12 protein-coding genes and 1 riboswitch are annotated in these 16,928 nt (G+C 55.6%); of the genes, 11 read left to right on the forward strand and 1 reads right to left on the reverse strand.

Features of this window, described 5'->3' with window-relative positions; genetic code table 11:
• The first annotated feature begins 1 nt into the window (after window position 1).
• Genes K5621_RS09650 through K5621_RS09660 form a run of 3 tightly spaced genes read left to right on the forward strand, consistent with a single transcriptional unit; the run spans window position 2 to window position 5,631 of the window.
• Window positions 2-1,735, forward strand: a complete 1,734-nt coding sequence (locus K5621_RS09650) for a Y-family DNA polymerase (RefSeq protein ID WP_221051041.1) — start codon at window positions 2-4, stop codon at window positions 1,733-1,735.
• The gene (locus tag K5621_RS09655; RefSeq protein ID WP_221051042.1) at window positions 1,735-4,953 is read left to right on the forward strand and encodes an error-prone DNA polymerase; all 3,219 of its coding nucleotides are present in this window, start codon (window positions 1,735-1,737) and stop codon (window positions 4,951-4,953) included. Before K5621_RS09650 ends, K5621_RS09655 begins: the two co-directional genes overlap by 1 nt.
• 30 nt (window positions 4,954-4,983) lie before the next feature.
• Window positions 4,984-5,631, forward strand: coding sequence for a tRNA-uridine aminocarboxypropyltransferase (locus tag K5621_RS09660; RefSeq protein ID WP_221051043.1), 648 nt, complete (start codon window positions 4,984-4,986; stop codon window positions 5,629-5,631).
• 74 nt (window positions 5,632-5,705) lie between these two features.
• Here the strand turns inward: K5621_RS09660 and trhA are convergent, their stop codons facing one another.
• Window positions 5,706-6,386 carry a PAQR family membrane homeostasis protein TrhA gene (gene trhA, locus K5621_RS09665; protein ID WP_221051044.1) on the reverse strand — a complete coding sequence of 227 codons (681 nt, stop codon included), beginning with the start codon at window positions 6,384-6,386 and terminating at the stop codon, window positions 5,706-5,708.
• Between the two features lie 603 nt (window positions 6,387-6,989).
• Between trhA and K5621_RS09670 the strand changes: the two genes are divergently transcribed.
• The 8 genes from K5621_RS09670 to K5621_RS09705 all read left to right on the forward strand — a co-directional run bounded on the left by K5621_RS09670 (window position 6,990) and on the right by K5621_RS09705 (window position 16,768).
• Window positions 6,990-7,874 (forward strand): hypothetical protein, encoded by an 885-nt coding sequence (locus K5621_RS09670; protein ID WP_221051045.1) that lies wholly within the window; start codon window positions 6,990-6,992, stop codon window positions 7,872-7,874.
• A gap of 164 nt (window positions 7,875-8,038) precedes the next feature.
• Window positions 8,039-8,138, forward strand: a riboswitch (TPP riboswitch).
• A 228-nt stretch (window positions 8,139-8,366) separates the two neighbouring features.
• Window positions 8,367-10,457: a phosphomethylpyrimidine synthase ThiC gene (gene thiC, locus K5621_RS09675; RefSeq protein WP_221051046.1), complete on the forward strand. Its 2,091-nt coding sequence runs from the start codon at window positions 8,367-8,369 to the stop codon at window positions 10,455-10,457.
• Between the two features lies 1 nt (window position 10,458).
• Window positions 10,459-12,975: a bifunctional hydroxymethylpyrimidine kinase/phosphomethylpyrimidine kinase gene (locus tag K5621_RS09680; protein WP_245003157.1), complete on the forward strand. Its 2,517-nt coding sequence runs from the start codon at window positions 10,459-10,461 to the stop codon at window positions 12,973-12,975.
• Complete coding sequence (gene thiS, locus K5621_RS09685; RefSeq protein WP_221051048.1) at window positions 12,965-13,165, forward strand: sulfur carrier protein ThiS; 201 nt, start codon at window positions 12,965-12,967, stop codon at window positions 13,163-13,165. Before K5621_RS09680 ends, thiS begins: the two co-directional genes overlap by 11 nt.
• A gap of 1 nt (window position 13,166) precedes the next feature.
• A complete protein-coding gene (locus tag K5621_RS09690; protein ID WP_221051049.1) occupies window positions 13,167-13,946 on the forward strand; it encodes a thiazole synthase in 780 nt (259 codons plus the stop codon).
• The gene (thiH, locus tag K5621_RS09695) at window positions 13,939-15,096 is read left to right on the forward strand and encodes a 2-iminoacetate synthase ThiH (protein WP_221051050.1); all 1,158 of its coding nucleotides are present in this window, start codon (window positions 13,939-13,941) and stop codon (window positions 15,094-15,096) included. Before K5621_RS09690 ends, thiH begins: the two co-directional genes overlap by 8 nt.
• A gap of 124 nt (window positions 15,097-15,220) precedes the next feature.
• A complete protein-coding gene (locus K5621_RS09700) occupies window positions 15,221-15,475 on the forward strand; it encodes a hypothetical protein (protein ID WP_025888106.1) in 255 nt (84 codons plus the stop codon).
• Between the two features lie 3 nt (window positions 15,476-15,478).
• Window positions 15,479-16,768: a putative metalloprotease CJM1_0395 family protein gene (locus K5621_RS09705; protein WP_245003158.1), complete on the forward strand. Its 1,290-nt coding sequence runs from the start codon at window positions 15,479-15,481 to the stop codon at window positions 16,766-16,768.
• Window positions 16,769-16,928: the final 160 nt, after the last annotated feature.

Genomic DNA, 16,928 nt, shown 5'->3' on the forward strand with positions numbered 1-16,928 from the left:
GATGCCCCAGGTATGGATGGGAGTCTGGTTTCCACAGCTATTGCTGCAATATCAGCGTTATCGCCTGGCTATGCTGGGCAATATGGCGGGCGCTATTACCGGTACTATGACCGGTACTATGACCGACACTGTGACAGGTACTATGACCGACACTAGGACTGGAAGTATGACAGGCAGTGGTGCGGCTCAGGTTCAAATACGCGCTCAAACTCAGTTCCAAACCCAAAATCAGCCCAAAGCAGTGCCAACCGCTGCGGCGTCAGAGCCTTTTGATCCCCAAGTCCCCATGGCCTTGTATGACAGCCGGAAGCTGGTTATACATTCGGCCTGTCCCGCCGCTCAAGCAAAAGGCGTTACAGCTGGGATGAGTATCGGCAGCGCTCAGTCGCTGCTCGGAGAGTTGCAACTCTGGCCGCTGCAGGAGGTGGACAGCGAGGCGTTGCGGGATTGGTTATGTCAGTGGAGCTATGATTTCAGCGCCAGAGTCTGGCCGCCGTTGTTATCCGGACTTACTGAACAAGCGGCTCAAAGTGCGGCCGATGCGCGCTGGCCTACAGATACCCTGCTGCTGGAAGTGGGATCCATGGTTAAACTGTTTGGCAGTTTGAGCGCCATTGTCGAGGCTTATCTCAACGAAGTCGCCGACTATGGTCTGGAATGCTCATTGGTGCTGGCACACAGCCCGCTGGATGCGGCGATATTGGCGCGGCATACTCACGTCGGCATCAGCGCGGTATCAGCTGCCTTCATGAGCACGCCCACAGCTGAAAAAGCCGGGCGCCTCAAGGTGCATCAAGGCTTACCGCCGGATTTACCACTGGATTTGCTGCCATTGACCCAAGAGGAACGGCAGCGGCTCGGCGCGCTTGGGCTGACGACTCTAGCCATGTTTGATGCTTTACCCCTTGCCGAGTTGGGGCGGCGCTTTGGTCAAGGTTTGCTGCAGCTGCTGGCACAAATCCAGGGGCGTTTGCCCTGTTGCCGCAAGGGATATGAGTTACCCGAACAGTTTCAGGCCAGGTTGACCTTGCTGCATGATGTTGAGTGGGTTCAGGGATTGCTGTTTCCATTGCAAAAACTGCTGGGGGAATTGGCAACCTATTTGCGGATCAGGCAGTTGGCGGTGCAACAGTTGGAGCTGTGGCTGAAGTTTCGCGAGCCAGAGACCCCGGCGCTGCAACTGACACTCAACTATCCCTTCGGGGAATATCAACTGCAGGGACTATCTCAGCTCTGCCGCTTACAGCTGGAAGGATTGCAACTGCCGAGCCCGGTCGTCGATATTGAGCTGCGAGCCAAGCAGTTTGTGTCGCAGCAGCAGGGCAGTCGAGAGTTGACTGAGTCCAGAGAAGGGCAGCAGCAGGATGCCAATCAATTACTCGCCAGATTACAGGCCAGGTTAGGTAACCATAAGGTGCGCTCTTTGGTGTTGGCGGCCGATCCCATGCCTGAACTGGCCAGTACTGCGGCTCCCCTGACTCGCTGGCCGCCACCGGCAAGGCCGCCCGTTCAGCCGTCGCTGGCGCTGCGACCTCTTTGGCTGCTGCAAGAGCCGCAAGCCATTGCTCCTGAAGCCGTGGAGCTGCTTAGGGGGCCGGAAAGGTTACAGAGCCCCTGGCATTCAGGGCCTTTTCCCTGCCGGGATTATTTTCTTGCCCATCATAAGGAGAGCGGCGGTCTGTGTTGGCTGTTCCGCACCGCTAATGGGCTCTTTCTTCATGCTTGGTTCAGCTGATGTACGCCGAATTGCATGCTATTTCCAATTACAGCTTTTTGCGCGGGGCTTCCCACCCGGATGAGTTGGTGCAGCAGGCCGCCAAACTGGGTTATGAGGCCATCGCCATTACCGATGAGTGCTCTCTGGCGGGTGTGGTCAAGGCGCATGAGGCCGCCAAACAAAGCGGTATCAAGCTGATTGTCGGCGCCGAATTCCACCTGCCGGAAGGCTGCCTGGTGCTGCTGGCAAGAAATCGCCGGGGTTATGGTCTTATCAGCACTCTGATAACTAAAGGGCGGCGCCGGGCCGAAAAGGGCAAGTATCGGTTAAGTCTGGATGATTTTGCGGCCATTGACCGCGGCTGCTTTTGCCTGTGGCGGCCGCCATCAGTGAGCGAGTTGCTGACGCAAGCCGACTTGCAAAGCACTGAGCACCAGAGTCTTGGTCAGCAGAATGTCGATAATCAGAACTCTAAAAACCAGGGAATAGGCAACCAAAGCCCAAGTCAGCAAACCCCTTGGCTGACGCAGCTGCAGCAGCGCAGTCTGGCACAGTTGAATACCCTGACGGCACGGGTTAAAGCCGCGTTTTCACTGCCGCTTTATCTCTTGATGGAGCGGCAACTGCAACCCGGAGAGGCCTGGTATCTCGAGGCCTGTGAGGCGCTGTCGAATCGTTTTTCCCTCCCCTGTGTCGCCGCCGGTAATGTGCAGATGCATCTTGCCGAGCGGCAAAGGTTGCACGATGTACTCAGCTGTATCCTCCATGGCTGCGCCGTGCCCATGGCCGGCGAGCTGTTATCGGGTAATGCCGAGATGGCGCTTAAGCCGATAACAGCTATGGCCAGGCGTCACCCTCAAGCCTGGTTGGCAAGGAGCTGTGAGCTGGCGTCCCGGTGTCATTTCAGTCTGGATGAACTCAAGTATGAGTACCCGGCCGAGTTGGTGCCAAGCGGCCTAAGTGCCAGTGAATATCTGGCGCAAGAGGTGGAAAAGGGCGCCCGCAGGCGTTTTGGCGAGGCGGTTCCACCTGAAGTGCAGACTCAGTATCGGCGCGAGCTCAAGCTGATTGCCGAGCTTAATTACGAATACTTTTTCCTGACTATTTATGATCTGGTCTGTTTTGCCGCCAGGCAAGGGATACTGCATCAGGGACGAGGTTCGGCCGCCAATTCTGTGGTTTGTTATTGCCTCGGGATCACCGAGGTGGATCCCACCAAGGTCAATATGCTGTTTGAGCGTTTTATTTCCAAGGAGCGCCATGAGCCGCCAGATATCGATGTCGATTTTGAACATGAACGCCGCGAAGAGGTGATCCAGTATATCTACCAAAAATATGGCCGTGAGCGTGCAGCCCTGGCCGCCAGTGTGATCACTTATCGTTTCAAGAGTGCCATGAAAGATGTTGGTAAGGCCCTGGGGCTCAGCGAGCAACGGCTGGATGAGCTGATAGGCGCTGTCGATCGCCGCGATCCGCAAGTGCCTTGGCAGCAGCAGTTGCAACAAGGCAAGCTGTTGCCACAACAAGGTTTGGGGCAGTGGTTGTTGCCGCTGGTGGAGACTCTGATGGGTTTTCCAAGGCACTTGTCGCAACATGTCGGCGGCTTTGTGATTTCGGCCGGGCCATTGGCCGAGCTGGTGCCGGTAGAGAATGCCGCCATGGCCAAGCGCACTGTGATCCAATGGGACAAGGATGATCTCGAGAGCCTGGGGCTGTTAAAGGTCGATGTGTTGGCGTTGGGAATGCTGACGGCGATCCGCAAATGTTTCGAGTTGATCTCCCGCCACATTCATCCCTTTGCCATGTCGGATATTCGCTGGGAAGATCCGGCCGTCTATCGTATGTTGCAGCAGGGCGACAGTATGGGGGTGTTTCAGGTGGAGTCACGAGCCCAGACCAGCATGCTGCCCAGGCTTAAACCCGCCAGTTATTACGATCTGGTGATACAGATAGCCATAGTGCGCCCGGGGCCAATTCAAGGAGACATGGTGCATCCCTTTCTGCGCCGCCGCGATAAAATCGAGTCGGTCACTTTTCCTTCGGCCGAGGTGGAAAATGTATTGTCACGCACTCTGGGGGTGCCCATTTTTCAGGAGCAGGTGATCCAATTGGCCATGGTCGCCGCCGGTTTCAGTGGCGGGGAAGCCGATCAGCTGCGCCGTGCCATGGCCAGCTGGAAACGCAGTGGCGAGCTGGAGCAATTTGAACACAAGCTGCTTCAGGGGATGACGGCCCGAGGCTACAGTGACACCTTTGCCAGGCAGATATTCAGCCAGATCCGCGGCTTCGGCGAATATGGTTTTCCCGAGTCTCATTCGGCCAGCTTTGCGCTCCTGGCCTATGTTTCGGCCTTTCTCAAACACTATTACCCGGTGGCGTTTTGCTGCGCCTTGCTCAACAGTCAACCCATGGGCTTTTACAGCCCGTCACAGCTTATTCAGGATCTTCGTCATCATGGCGGCCTGGTGTTGCCGGTTTGCATCAACCTCAGCCAGTGGCACAGCACACTGGAGCGACAAACCGATGGTTCCTTGGCACTGCGCCTTGGGTTCAGGTTGGTCAAGGGGTTATCCGAGCACAACGCCGCCAAGATAGTCGCGGGTCGGGGCGAGGGCTTTACTCACTTGTCGCAGTTGGCGGCTCTGGCACTGCCAAGGCGTGAGCAGGAGGCGCTGGCCAGCGCCAATGCCTTTGCTACCCTGGGGGGCGATCGCCATCAGATCAGGTGGCAGTTGGCCGCCCGTCAGCAGAGTTTGCCCTTGTTTGAGCTGCCGGACGAGGCCGATTTTCGCCTTGAAACCGCCTTGCCTGAGGTCACCGAAGTCGATGCCTTGCTGGCCGACTACGCCTGTACCGGGCTAACTCTGGGGCGCCATCCTCTGGCACTGCTCAGAGAGCAGGGGTTACTCGGCAAGTGTCACAGCGCCGCCTCTTTGTGGCAGTGTCGTCATGGCCAGAATGTGACTGTGGCTGGGTTGGTGGTCGGCAGGCAAAGGCCTGGCACCGCCAGTGGAGTCACCTTCATCACCCTCGAAGATGAAACCGGCAATGTTAATCTGGTGGTGTGGAGTGATACGGCCAGAGCCCAGAGACAGGCTTATTTGAGCGCCAGGATCCTCAAGGTGAGTGGGGTCGTGGAATTTTCGTCCGGCGTATTACATCTGCTGGCCGGTCGGCTGGAGGATATCTCGGGCAGTATGCACGCGCTGGTGGTACACTCGCGGGATTTCCATTAGCCGATAACTCATTTTAAGCTGCTGTTGCCTGTGAAAATAATCCTGCTGACCCATGAAAGAGAGCTGAATCGAGCCAGTAATACAGCCACCCTGGCGCTTAATGCTTATCCGACTCTGTGTAAGCGGGTACTGTGGGCGCGTAAAGCCCCGGATGCTTGGTTAATGGAGCACTTGTCTTTGGGGCGAACCGCCTTACTCTATCCGCAAACCGAAGAAAGTATTTCGCGAACTCAAGCTACAAATGAAAGCCCAAACTTAAGCCAAAACTTAAGCCAAAACCAAGACCCAAATCCAACTCCAGACCCAAGTTCAAAGCTAAACCCAAGCCCGGCTCAGGGCGCAACATTGCCTCAAGACGCTACTCAGGAAGCCGTTCAGAAAACTGCTCTGAAATTAGGGAAGCCGCTAAATTCGCTGGTCATACTCGATGCAACCTGGCAGGAGGCCGGCAAGATGTATCGCCAAAGCCCCTATCTGCAGTCGCTGGCCAGAGTTGAACTGCAAGCAGAGCAGGGCTCAGCGTTTCGGTTACGGCGCAATCAGCGCCAGGGCGGGTTATGTACCTTGGAATGTATTGCGGCTGTTTGGCAAGACTTGGGGGGAGACTATAGTATCGCCGCCAGGCGGTTACTCAGTGAGTTTAATCAATGGCAGGCTGAGATAAGAGCTCCGGCCTAGCTGCACTAGAGTTGGCACAGCAAGCCGGAAGCCGTCTCTCTAGGGCGGCGCTGAGTTAAGCCTATTCGCCTGCGTTAGATCACCGTCAGATAAACACACAGGAAATGGCAAACGGCGCCGCCCAATACAAACAGATGCCAGATGGCATGATTAAAAGGGATCGCCTTGGTGGCGTAGAAGATCACCCCCAAGCTGTAGCTCAGCCCCCCGGCCAACAGCAAGTTGAACCCAGCAGTTGACAAGTTATCGATAAGCTCAGGCAACACGGCGACGCAGAGCCAGCCCATGGCCAGATATAGCACCAAGCTCAGCGCCTTGAATCTGTGAATAAAGCAGCTCTTGAACACTATTCCCCCCAGTGCCAATAACCAGATGGCTATCAGCACCCATTCTTCCTGGGCATCGGCCAAAGTAATTAACATCAGTGGGGTATAGGTTCCGGCGATTAACAGATAGATGGCGCAGTGATCCAGCATCTTGAGGCGCCGTTTCCACATTGGCTGAGGAATGCTGTGATACAGGGTCGAGCAGAGAAACAGCAGGATAATACTGCTGCCATAGATGGTTACACCTGTTAACTGAATGGCATTCAGCGAATGCCAGCCCTTGAGCAACATCAGCACCAATCCCAGAATGCCGGCAATCACCCCCAAACCATGGCTGACGGCATTGGCTATCTCTTCATTCAGACTGTATCCAGCGGAAAACTGGCCATTGAAATGGGTTTCGGCTGCTGGGGTTTTGCTGTTGGGCATGATTGACTCTCTGGTTCGACCTCATTGAAAGTGAGTCTAACAGCGCCGTAGCGCCATGGCTAGATAAAAGTGTACAGCTGTTCGCTGAGATTGATTTGTTCTTTAAACTGTATCGTCTGCATTTTTGCAAACGTCTAATGCTGCACCTTAACAACTCGTTGCCCGGCTTCCAAGTCGCTTTTTACAGTTAATTTGTTCAGTGGATTCTGTCAGCCTTATTCGACAAGGGTTTTACCTGTTTTGCTTGAAGCCGTCGATTTGAGTTTGTAGCGTAAATTGCTTTTCAAACAAGGGAATGAACTTTTTACCGAGGGTTTTCTCTAACACTGAGTTTACATTTGGTGAAAGATAAATCAGCGGCTTATGCCTCCACATTCAGATAAATTGATTGCCAGCCGAGACGAAAGCCCGGCGACAATGGCAAGCTTGAGCTTCAGCATTCCGGGTAGGGATGTTGCCTTTGAGCTTGATCTGGATGAAATCCTTAACACTTGCTCCTGCCAACCAAGCCATTTTCACACACATTCGATTGACCCTCTCTTTGCCCAATCGCCTTTTAGTCAACAGCTTGGGGTTCAACCCCAATGCCTGGCGCAAGTTGGCATGACTAAAAAAACAGAGCAGGGGGATGCTGAGGCAAAGGGCAACGCCTTCAGTAGTTGGACTGCGGCGGGAGCCGCGCACTTAGTACTATTGCTGGGGGTATCCTGGTTTTGGCAGCAGGCCGAATGGCGAAGAGTGGTGACAGAGCCTGTCAAACCCAAGGCGTTGCAATCCTATCTGTATTTCAGTCAGCCCAGCCCCAAACCGTTAACGCCAGTGCCGGAAGCCTTGGCCGAAGAAGCAATAATCCAGTCCAAGGAAACGATAGAGGTTAACAAAGCTGACTCGAGCAAGCGTTCTGAGCCACAAAAAACCGAGCAACAAAAACAAGCTGCCGAAGAGACTGAACAAGTGGCTGTTCAAGACCAGAAAGAGCAAAGCATCCCCAAGACTCGGGCTCAAAGCGTTAAGTCTATTGGTAGCGTCATTGAAGAAACGAAAAATGCAGCCGTACCTGCGCCAGAGCGAGCAAATGACTTTAAATCGCAGCCGGCAGAGCAAGCTCAGCTTGACTTCAGTTCAAGCGCATTAAAGTCTGCCCGAAAAGTATTGCAACACTCGCAACAGCAGGCGCTGCAGCAGTTATCACAACAATATGCGGATAAGGCCTCGGGACGCAAGAGCCTCAGTGAAATGGATGGGGAGATGGAGGTGCTTTGGGTCAATGACGCCGATGATTTCAGTAAAGTGGCCAGTCTGGATCTGCCGCTCGACCCCAACCGTATCGTCAAGGATGGTGATACCTGCTATCGGGTCGTCAAGGTGCCGACTCCGCTCAATCCCTATGCCGAAAACTTGGGGTTTCCATTTAAGTGCGGTCAGACAGAGATGGAAAAAGCACTCAAGGAGGCGGTAGCCAGCCGTCTAAAGCGGCTTGGTAAGTGAGTTTTGCAATCAATTTATTTGATTGGAAATAGGTTGATTCCCAAATTTCTGTAAATATTTTTATTAACTTCAAACAATTAACTTGTGATTTTAATGGATTTAATCCTGCGGCAAGTTTTGCCATTGGGCTTGTTTCCCGCTTCGGCTTGTGCTTATACTCGGCAGCAATCTTGTCGGAGTGCCCTCTGGGCTGAGACCGTTTATTCGGGATCCGTTGAACCTGATCAGGCTAGCACCTGCGAAGGAAACAAGCATTCAGCTGCAGCATTACCGCAGCCACTGCGAGCAAAAATCTATGCCAAAGGCTTTAAAGAGCCGAGGCGATATCTGGCTTCTCAAGCGGACATTGAACTGACCTGAAACCACGAGGTCAGTCTGCCAACACCGCCGGATGAGGACTCCAAATCAAGGAGTTTAACCAGTCAGCTCGCGCCGCTTATTATTCAACTCTCCTGACAAGCAATTTCATTTTCCAAAAGAGTGAGCTTGCTTATGTCAAATCGTCAATCCAATCGTCGTCAAACCCGTGAGGCCGCCCAGGCCTTTATCGATAACCTTAAACCCTTGTTGCATCCCAATTCACAGAAGCTGTTTGTTCAGGGTTCCCGGGCCGATATTCAGGTTGCCATGCGCCAAATCAGGCAGACAGACACCCGAATACCAACCCAAGATGGCAGCGCGCAATTTGAACCCAATCCCGCTGTACGTGTTTATGATTGTGCCGGCCCTTACTCAGATCCCAACGCGGCTATCAATGTGCGCCAGGGCCTGGATAAACTGCGCCAGGGCTGGATCTTAGAGCGTGATGATACGCAAGAGCTGACTTCGGTCAGCTCCAGTTTTACCCAGCAGCGGCTGGCGGATGAAGGGCTGGATCATTTGAGATTCGACGCTTTGCCCAAACCGCGCCGGGCCAAGCCGGGTAAGCGGGTGACCCAATTGCATTACGCCCGCGCCGGCATTATCACTCCTGAAATGGAATATATCGCCATTCGTGAAAATATGGCCCGGGCCAACGAAGCGCTTGCCAAAGATCCGCAGCTGGCCCGCAAGGCCAAAGGAGAAGCCTTTGGCGCTATAGTTGCCACGCCGATAACCCCTGAGTTCGTTCGCAGCGAAGTGGCCCGTGGCCGCGCTATCATTCCCGCCAACATTAATCACCCGGAAGCTGAGCCTATGATCATCGGCCGCAACTTTTTGGTGAAGGTTAACGCCAATATCGGTAATTCGGCGGTGACCTCTTCCATCGAGGAAGAGGTGGAAAAACTGGTGTGGGCCACCCGTTGGGGCGCCGATACGGTAATGGATCTGTCCACCGGCCGTTATATCCACGAAACCCGCGAATGGATAGTGCGCAACTCGCCGGTGCCCATAGGTACCGTGCCCATCTATCAGGCGCTGGAAAAGGTCAACGGCATTGCCGAAGACCTCAGTTGGGAAGTGTTTCGCGACACCCTGATAGAGCAGGCCGAACAAGGGGTGGATTACTTCACCATTCATGCCGGGGTCTTGCTACGCTATGTGCCCATGACGGCCAATCGGGTGACCGGCATGGTATCCCGTGGCGGCTCCATTATGGCCAAGTGGTGCCTGAGCCATCATAAGGAAAACTTCCTCTACAGCCATTTCCGCGATATCTGTGAGCTTTGCGCCGCCTATGATGTTTCTCTGTCGCTCGGTGACGGCATGCGCCCCGGCTCGATTGCCGATGCCAACGACGAGGCTCAGTTTGCCGAGCTGGAAACCTTGGGTGAGCTGGTGAAAATCGCATGGGAATACGATGTGCAGACCATTATCGAAGGGCCGGGCCATATTCCGATGCAGCTGATCAAGGAAAATATGGATAAACAGCTTGAGTACTGTGATGAGGCGCCTTTCTACACCTTGGGGCCCCAGACCACGGATATTGCGCCCGGCTATGATCATTTCACCTCTGGCATAGGCGCGGCGATGATTGCCTGGTACGGCTGTGCCATGCTCTGTTATGTGACCCCCAAGGAGCATCTGGGGTTGCCTAACAAGGAAGACGTTAAACAAGGGCTTATTGCATACAAAATTGCGGCGCATGCCGCCGATGTCGCCAAAGGACATCCAGGTGCCCAGCTGCGCGACAATGCGTTGTCAAAGGCCAGATTCGAGTTTCGCTGGGAAGATCAATACAACCTGGGGTTGGATCCCGATACCGCCCGGGCGTTCCACGATGAATCCCTGCCTCAGGAGTCTGCCAAGGTGGCGCATTTTTGCTCCATGTGCGGCCCCAAGTTCTGTTCGATGAAAATCACCCAGGATGTACGCGACTATGCAGCGTCTTTGGCTGCGTCTCAGGTGGCTTCGGGGGATTCGTCAGGGCCAGACGCGGCAGAGCGCCAAACCGAGCCTGTGCAGGCAGAAGAATTGACGGCACAGCCGCTGGAAGTACTGGATGCCGAGGCAGGGATGGCGCGGATGTCGGCGCAGTTCAAGGCCGCTGGCAGCGCCCTGTATCAACCGGCAACAGTAGGCGAAAAGTCCGAGTCCAATCCCAACCCAAAGCCTAAGTCCAAGTCCAAGCCAGAGGCTACACGCTATGAAGAGGAAGCCTGAAATGGCGGCTGATAAAAGGCCGATAGTCTGGAGCATAGCCGGCTCAGACAGTGGCGGCGGCGCCGGTATCCAGGCCGATCTTGCCACCTTGAGTAATCTTGGCTGCCATGGCTGCTCTGTTATCACCACTTTGACCGCCCAGAGCAGTGTGGCAGTGACGCTAACCGAGGCGGTGAGCGAGGAGATGTTGGTGGCGCAGCTCAATGCTCTGCTCGGTGACTTGCCGCCCAAGGCGATAAAAATCGGCTTGCTCGCCAATCAAGCGCAGTTGCAGCTGCTTTGTGACTGGTTGGCTCGGCACCTACCTGATGTTCCTTTGGTAGTCGACCCTGTCATGGTGGCCAGTTGCGGCGATGCACTCTCAAAGAGTACTGCAACGGGCGCAGCGCGGCTGGATTACCGGCCGCTGGCGGCGCTCGCCACTGTGCTGACCCCCAATATTCACGAGCTGGCGTTGCTGAGTCGCAGCGATATTCATGACTTTCCGTCCTGGCAAGATGCGGCAACTTGCCTGGCAAACGAACTGCCTTGCCATCTCTTGGCCAAGGGCGGGGATTTCGAGGCGGGGATAGCGCGCGGCCTGGCAGAAGACTTACTGCTTTTTAAAGACTTGCCTCACAGCTCCGGGTTGCATCAACGGCAGGGGTTTGTGTTGGCGAGCCCAAGACAAGCATCCAGCAACAACCATGGCAGCGGCTGCACGTTATCCAGCGCCATAGCGGCATTTTGGGCCCACGACTGGATCTTGCCCGATGCCCTGATCCTGGCCAAGGCCTATATCAATGGCGCCTTGGCGCAGAGTTATCGGGTAGGCACTGGTCCCGGGCCCTTAGGTCGCCCCGGGGCTTGTCTGGCCGCCGGGCTTATGCCTGTCATCTGGCCGCTGGAGGATTATCCCTGGGCCAACCCAGCCCAGGTGCTCGGCGCCCCTTGGCTTGCAGCGCCAACCGCTGCTGATGCTGTTGGCACTATAGGCGTTAGTGCTAAAAGTGTTAGTGCTGAAGGCTTCAAAACGCTACCCCATAATCTGGGTATCTACCCGGTCGTGGCCGATGTCGAATTGCTGGAAGCCTTACTCAAAGCAGGTTGCCGCACTATTCAATTGCGTCTCAAGGAGGAAGTGCTGCCCGGCTCGAGCGCCGAGCAGGCGATTATTCGCGCCATCGCGCTCGGGCGCCAATACCAGGCGCGGGTCTTTATCAATGATCATTGGCAACAGGCCATTGCCCACGGCGCCTTTGGTGTGCACTTGGGCCAGGAGGATCTCAGCCAGGCATCCCTTGAGGCCATCCAAGGGGCCGGTCTGGCGCTGGGGTTATCCAGTCATGGTTATTTCGAGGCGCTGCTTGCATTGCGCCACAGGCCCAGTTATCTGGCCCTCGGGCATATCTTTGCCACCAAGACCAAAGTGATGCCGTCTATGCCCCAGGGACTGGCGCGCCTTGGCGCCTACAGCGAAACTTTCGGCTCCTTGCTGCCGACGGTCGCCATTGGCGGCATTGACGAGCATAACCTTGATGCCGTCAAGCATGCCGGAGTGGCCAATGTCGCCGTGGTGCGGGCCATTACCGAGGCCGCCGAACCGGTAACGGCCTTCAGGCGCCTGACACAAAGCTGGTTAGGGCGAGCAGCCACGATTGCAAGCGGGATTAGCCATGCTCAACAAAATGGCGGGGTTCAACAAAATGCTGGACTGAGCGACCGCGACTTTATCCGTTACGGTAGCCAGTTGCTGCTGCCCAGAGTCTCAGAAGCGGGGCAGCTCGCCTTACGGGCCAAGACGGTCGCCATAGTGGGGCTCGGAGGCCTTGGCCACCATCTGGCGCGCTCTTTGGCCGCCGCCGGAGTAGGGCGTCTCATTCTTATCGATCCCGATATTGTCGAGTTGGGTAATCTGCCGAGGCAACTGCTCTACAACGAGCAGGATATCGGCCGTTTGAAGGTCGACGTGGCCAAGGAAAAGCTGGGGCGCGATTATCCAAACTGCCTGATTGAGATTGAGCCCAAGCTATTTGGCCCCAAGAGCGCGGAGCTTATTCGTGAGGCGTCACTGGTATTGGATGCCAGCGATAATTTCCTTTGCCGTCATAACCTTAATCAAGCCTGTGTGAAGCTGGGCAAAGAGCTGATTGCGGCGGCGATCAGCGCCGATTCCGGCCTATTGTGTCATACCGCCCCTTGGCTTAACCCCGAGGCGGGCTGTTACGAATGCCTGTTCCCGCGAGACAGCACAGGCTCGGGGCGCTGCCGCGACATGGGGGTTCTGGGTCCTGCGGTGCAAACCCTGGCGGCGATGCAGTCGCTGGCAGCCATCAATACTCTGCTTGGAGAGCGCAGCATCCTGGGACGGCTCATCAGCTTGGATTGCCGAACGTTAAGTGTGCGTGAGGCTGCGCTTTGCGCCGACCCAGCTTGTCTTTGCTGTCAAACCCACACTCAGGCTGAACTTCAAACCGAAGCCCAATTTATGAAAGGGCACTCTGAGCTTAGCCGTGAGGAGAATTGCGATGCAAATTAAGATAAACAATCAAGTCAAAGAGTTGCCTGAGGCTATGACGCTGTTACAGCTGCTCAAGTGGTGTGATATAGCGCCTGGCAGCGTGGCGCTGGTGCGTAATGGCGCCGTAGTGCCCAGATCTCAGTGGCCAGAGCTTGAATGTCAAAGCGGAGACAGCCTCGAGCTGTTTTCCGCCGTAGCTGGAGGTTGATATGTTGCAAATTGGCGAGTTTGAATTTCAATCCAGGCTGTTTGGCGGCACCGGCAAGTTTGCTTCGGCAGAGCTGATGCAACGCTCGCTCGTAGCCAGCGGCGCCGAGTTGGTTACTGTGGCGATGAAGCGGCTCGATTTTAACCAGGGCAGTGATGAATTGCTGGCACCGCTCAAAGAACGCGGCGTGCAGCTGCTGCCCAATACCGCCGGGGCCCGCAATGCCAGGGAGGCAATTTTTGCTGCCGAGCTGGCGCGGGAGATGCTGGGCACTCAACTATTGAAGCTGGAGATCCACCCGGATCCCCGTTATCTATTGCCGGATCCGGTAGAAACACTGGAAGCGGCCCGAGTCTTGTGCAGCGATGGCTTTACCGTACTGCCTTATGTGCATGCCGATCCCGTGTTATGTTTGCGCCTCGAAGAGGTAGGCTGCGCTGCCGTGATGCCGCTTGGCAGTCCCATAGGTTCCAATCAGGGGCTGGCCACAGAACCCTTTTTGAAGATCATCATAGAGCAGGCCAATGTACCTGTGGTGGTGGATGCCGGGATCGGGGCGCCGTCACAGGCGATGCGGGCGATGGAGTTGGGCGCCGATGCTGTGCTGGTTAATACTGCCATCGCCTCCAGCTTGGATCCCGTGACCATGGCGAGTAGCTTCAAGGATGCGGTGCGCGCCGGGCGAGCGGCCTATCTTGCCGGACTCGGGGCCATCAGCAATCGAGCCCAAAACACCAGTCCACTGACCGGGTTTCTCAATCTGGGAGACAACCATGGCTGATTTTCTTGAGCGTTTTACCGCTATCGACAGAGATCTACTGCGCCTTGCTATTGCCAGTGTCAGCGCCGCCGAGGTTGAGCGCTGTTTGGCGCGGCCCGAGACGATAGCGCACAATCCCTCGGCCTTGCTTATTCTCTTGTCACCGGCGGCCCGGGAGTTTCTCGAGCCTATGGCGCAGCTCTCTGCTGCGCTCACCCGCAAGAAGTTTGGCGCCAACATAGGTCTCTATGCGCCGCTCTATGTTTCCAATCTGTGCGCCAATGATTGCGACTACTGCGGTTTCAGCATGAGCAACAAAATTCGCCGCAAGACCCTAAGCCAGACCGAACTGGATGCTGAAATTGCCATTCTCAAGCAGCGCGGCTTTGATTCTGTGTTGCTAGTTTCCGGCGAACATGAAACCAAGGTCGGGCTGGATTATTTTGCCCAGGCGCTTTTGAGACTCAAGCAGGACTTCAGCTACCTGGCGATTGAAGTGCAGCCCCTCACCGAAGCGGGCTATCGGCGCCTGGTTGATGGGGGACTGGATGCCGTGATGGTATATCAGGAAACTTATCAGCCCGCCACCTATGACCGCCATCATCTCAGAGGCAATAAAAAGGACTTTGGTTTCAGGCTTAATACACCGGACAGGGCCGCCAGGGCCGGGGTCGACAAGATAGGCCTGGGGGTTTTGCTCGGGCTGGATGATTGGCGCCTGGACTCGGCACTGATGGGATTACATCTGGACCATTTGCAGCAAAAGTACTGGCGTAGCCGCTTCAGCGTGTCGCTGCCAAGGCTCAGGCCGTGCGTTGGTGGGGTAACGCCGGCTGTGATTCTGGATGATGCCGGATTGGTGCAGTTAATCTGCGCCATGCGCTTGTTCAGCCCGGCGCTGGAGTTGAGTCTCTCTACCCGGGAGAGCGCCTCACTCAGGGACAATCTATTGCCCCTTGGGATCACTCATGTGAGTGCCGCCAGCTCAACAGAGCCAGGTGGTTACAGCAATCCCAAGTTGCAGCTGGATCAGTTCCAGATAAGTGATGAGCGCACAGTCCCTGAGGTGGTCAGCGCCATTCGAGCACAAGGCATGCAACCTGTGTGGAAAGATTGGGACGCGAGTTGGCTCGCAGGCGCCTCTTTTGCGGTAACCCATCAAGGCGCATGAACCTTTCGGGCTGTACATTTGCACTGAATTGGCCAATAATTGTTCAAAGCTGTGGCTGAAATGGTAGCAACTGATTTTAGCCACAGAACGACAATCCACAGTCCAATACAGACAAGGGGCAATCATGCAAATTCCATCGGCTTTTTCGGCGGGAGTTCAAGGGCTGCAAAGCGCCCAGTCCGGCCTGACTCAGGCAACAGTGGATATCGCCCGTCCGGCACCTGCGCAGCAGGCCGATTCGGCCCGCCCGGTTGAGGAGGCAGACAAAACCTCGGCACTGGTATCGGCATTGGAATCCAAGGCCCAGGGTCAAGCTTCAGTAGAGGTGATTGAACGCGCATCTGACACCTTGGGCAGTATCATAGATATCGAGGTGTAATATATGGTTGGCGCGCTGGCCGGCGCGGGGCTAACGGCAACAGCCGTGTCCCGGCGGCCAAGCTCGTCAATTATCAACTTAAGCAGTGGCAGCTCTATAAACCAATCGCCTATCAGCGCCAACCCTGCCGGTAAAATCTCCGCCAGTCAAAATCCCTCTCAGGTCAATGGTGTAAAGCCAAGCCCATTAAACCCGAGCTCGGGAAATCAAAGCACAGCCAATACAAGCGCACTCAATACAAGTTCAGTTAATCCAAGCCAGGTCAATTCAAGTTTGCACCAAGGTTCAGCTGCGCAACATTCAGAGCCACAAACTGTAAAGCCGCCGCGGGAAGCACTGGTCAGTTTGACTAAAGGAGCCCTTGGGGCAGCAGCCTTGTCCAGCTCAGGCCATTGGCATGGAGAGGTTCAAGCATCGATGCCGCTCGCGGGGATATCGGCTCAAGCATCTGCCTTTTCCGGCCAAGGGGCTGACATTGCCGGCGGCCCTGCGATACCTGTGACTTTAGCGGGAGAAGCGCCTGAGGTTCCCGCTTTTAATGGCACAAATACTTCCGCCAACTCTATGGGTGGGGCAGAGCAGGCTTTTGGCAACACTTCCGGCAGCTCTTCGAGTCGCTCATCGAGCCAGGCTGGCAGCGAAGTAAAAGAAGGGGACGATGGGGCGGCTCGCCAGTCAGCCGGGGAGCCGAATAAGACAAGCGCCGCCGAACCCAAGCCGGATGAGGCGCAACAGAAACAGCAGCAGAACCGTGAGAGTCGTGAGCAACAGGCGCTTGAGCGGGAAATTGACTCCCTGATGAAGCGCGATACCCAGGTGCGCTCCCATGAACAGGCTCATGCCGCGGTAGGCGGGATCCATGCCGGACAACCGGCATTTGAATTCGAGAAAGGACCCGATGGCAAACGTTACGCGGTGGAAGGTGAAGTTCAGATTGATGTCTCTGTAGTGAACGGCGATCCGCTGGCGACCATGGCGAAAATGAAACAGGTCTATGCGGCGGCGATGGCACCTGTCGATCCCTCCATGGCCGATATCCGGGTTGCCGCCGAGGCGATGCGTAAATATAACCAGGCAAGAGAAGAGGCCGGAACCCAGAGACTTGCCGCCGCACCAAAGCCTGAGCTGAGTCAAAACCTGTTGGGAGCCGCAGATTCGGCTGCTGAAAAGTCCGCGCCTTCCTTTGAACCCAAGGCTGGCGACTCTGCAAACTTCCCCATAGGCCTGTCTCGTCTGATGGGCGCCATAGCGCAGCAGTCAACTGCCTTGAATACAAAACCGTGGCTAGTTTAACTTGACCACTACAAGCAATTGTCGATCCCATATCCTGGCAGCCCGTTTACGGGCCGTAAGTAATCGTCATATGCAAATGTCAAACGCGATGCGCCTGTTAGGGCGCTGCTAGTAAGAAAGCCTTATAGGCGCATATGAAAAACCTCCGGCTGTGCCGGAG

This window comes from Shewanella carassii, from assembly GCF_019670705.1.
Lineage (GTDB): Bacteria > Pseudomonadota > Gammaproteobacteria > Enterobacterales > Shewanellaceae > Shewanella > Shewanella carassii.

Excerpts from the sequence above, each read along its gene's own strand:
- K5621_RS09690 (WP_221051049.1), top strand. The coding sequence starts at position 13,167 with ATGTTGCAAATTGGCGAGTTTGAATTTCAATCCAGGCTGTTTGGCGGC.
- thiH (WP_221051050.1), top strand. The coding sequence starts at position 13,939 with ATGGCTGATTTTCTTGAGCGTTTTACCGCTATCGACAGAGATCTACTG.
- K5621_RS09700 (WP_025888106.1), top strand. The coding sequence starts at position 15,221 with ATGCAAATTCCATCGGCTTTTTCGGCGGGAGTTCAAGGGCTGCAAAGC.
- K5621_RS09655 (WP_221051042.1), top strand. The coding sequence starts at position 1,735 with ATGTACGCCGAATTGCATGCTATTTCCAATTACAGCTTTTTGCGCGGG.
- thiS (WP_221051048.1), top strand. The coding sequence starts at position 12,965 with ATGCAAATTAAGATAAACAATCAAGTCAAAGAGTTGCCTGAGGCTATG.
- trhA (WP_221051044.1), bottom strand. The coding sequence starts at position 6,386 with ATGCCCAACAGCAAAACCCCAGCAGCCGAAACCCATTTCAATGGCCAG.
- K5621_RS09670 (WP_221051045.1), top strand. The coding sequence starts at position 6,990 with ATGACTAAAAAAACAGAGCAGGGGGATGCTGAGGCAAAGGGCAACGCC.
- thiC (WP_221051046.1), top strand. The coding sequence starts at position 8,367 with ATGTCAAATCGTCAATCCAATCGTCGTCAAACCCGTGAGGCCGCCCAG.
- K5621_RS09650 (WP_221051041.1), top strand. The coding sequence starts at position 2 with ATGCCCCAGGTATGGATGGGAGTCTGGTTTCCACAGCTATTGCTGCAA.
- K5621_RS09705 (WP_245003158.1), top strand. The coding sequence starts at position 15,479 with ATGGTTGGCGCGCTGGCCGGCGCGGGGCTAACGGCAACAGCCGTGTCC.
- K5621_RS09680 (WP_245003157.1), top strand. The coding sequence starts at position 10,459 with ATGGCGGCTGATAAAAGGCCGATAGTCTGGAGCATAGCCGGCTCAGAC.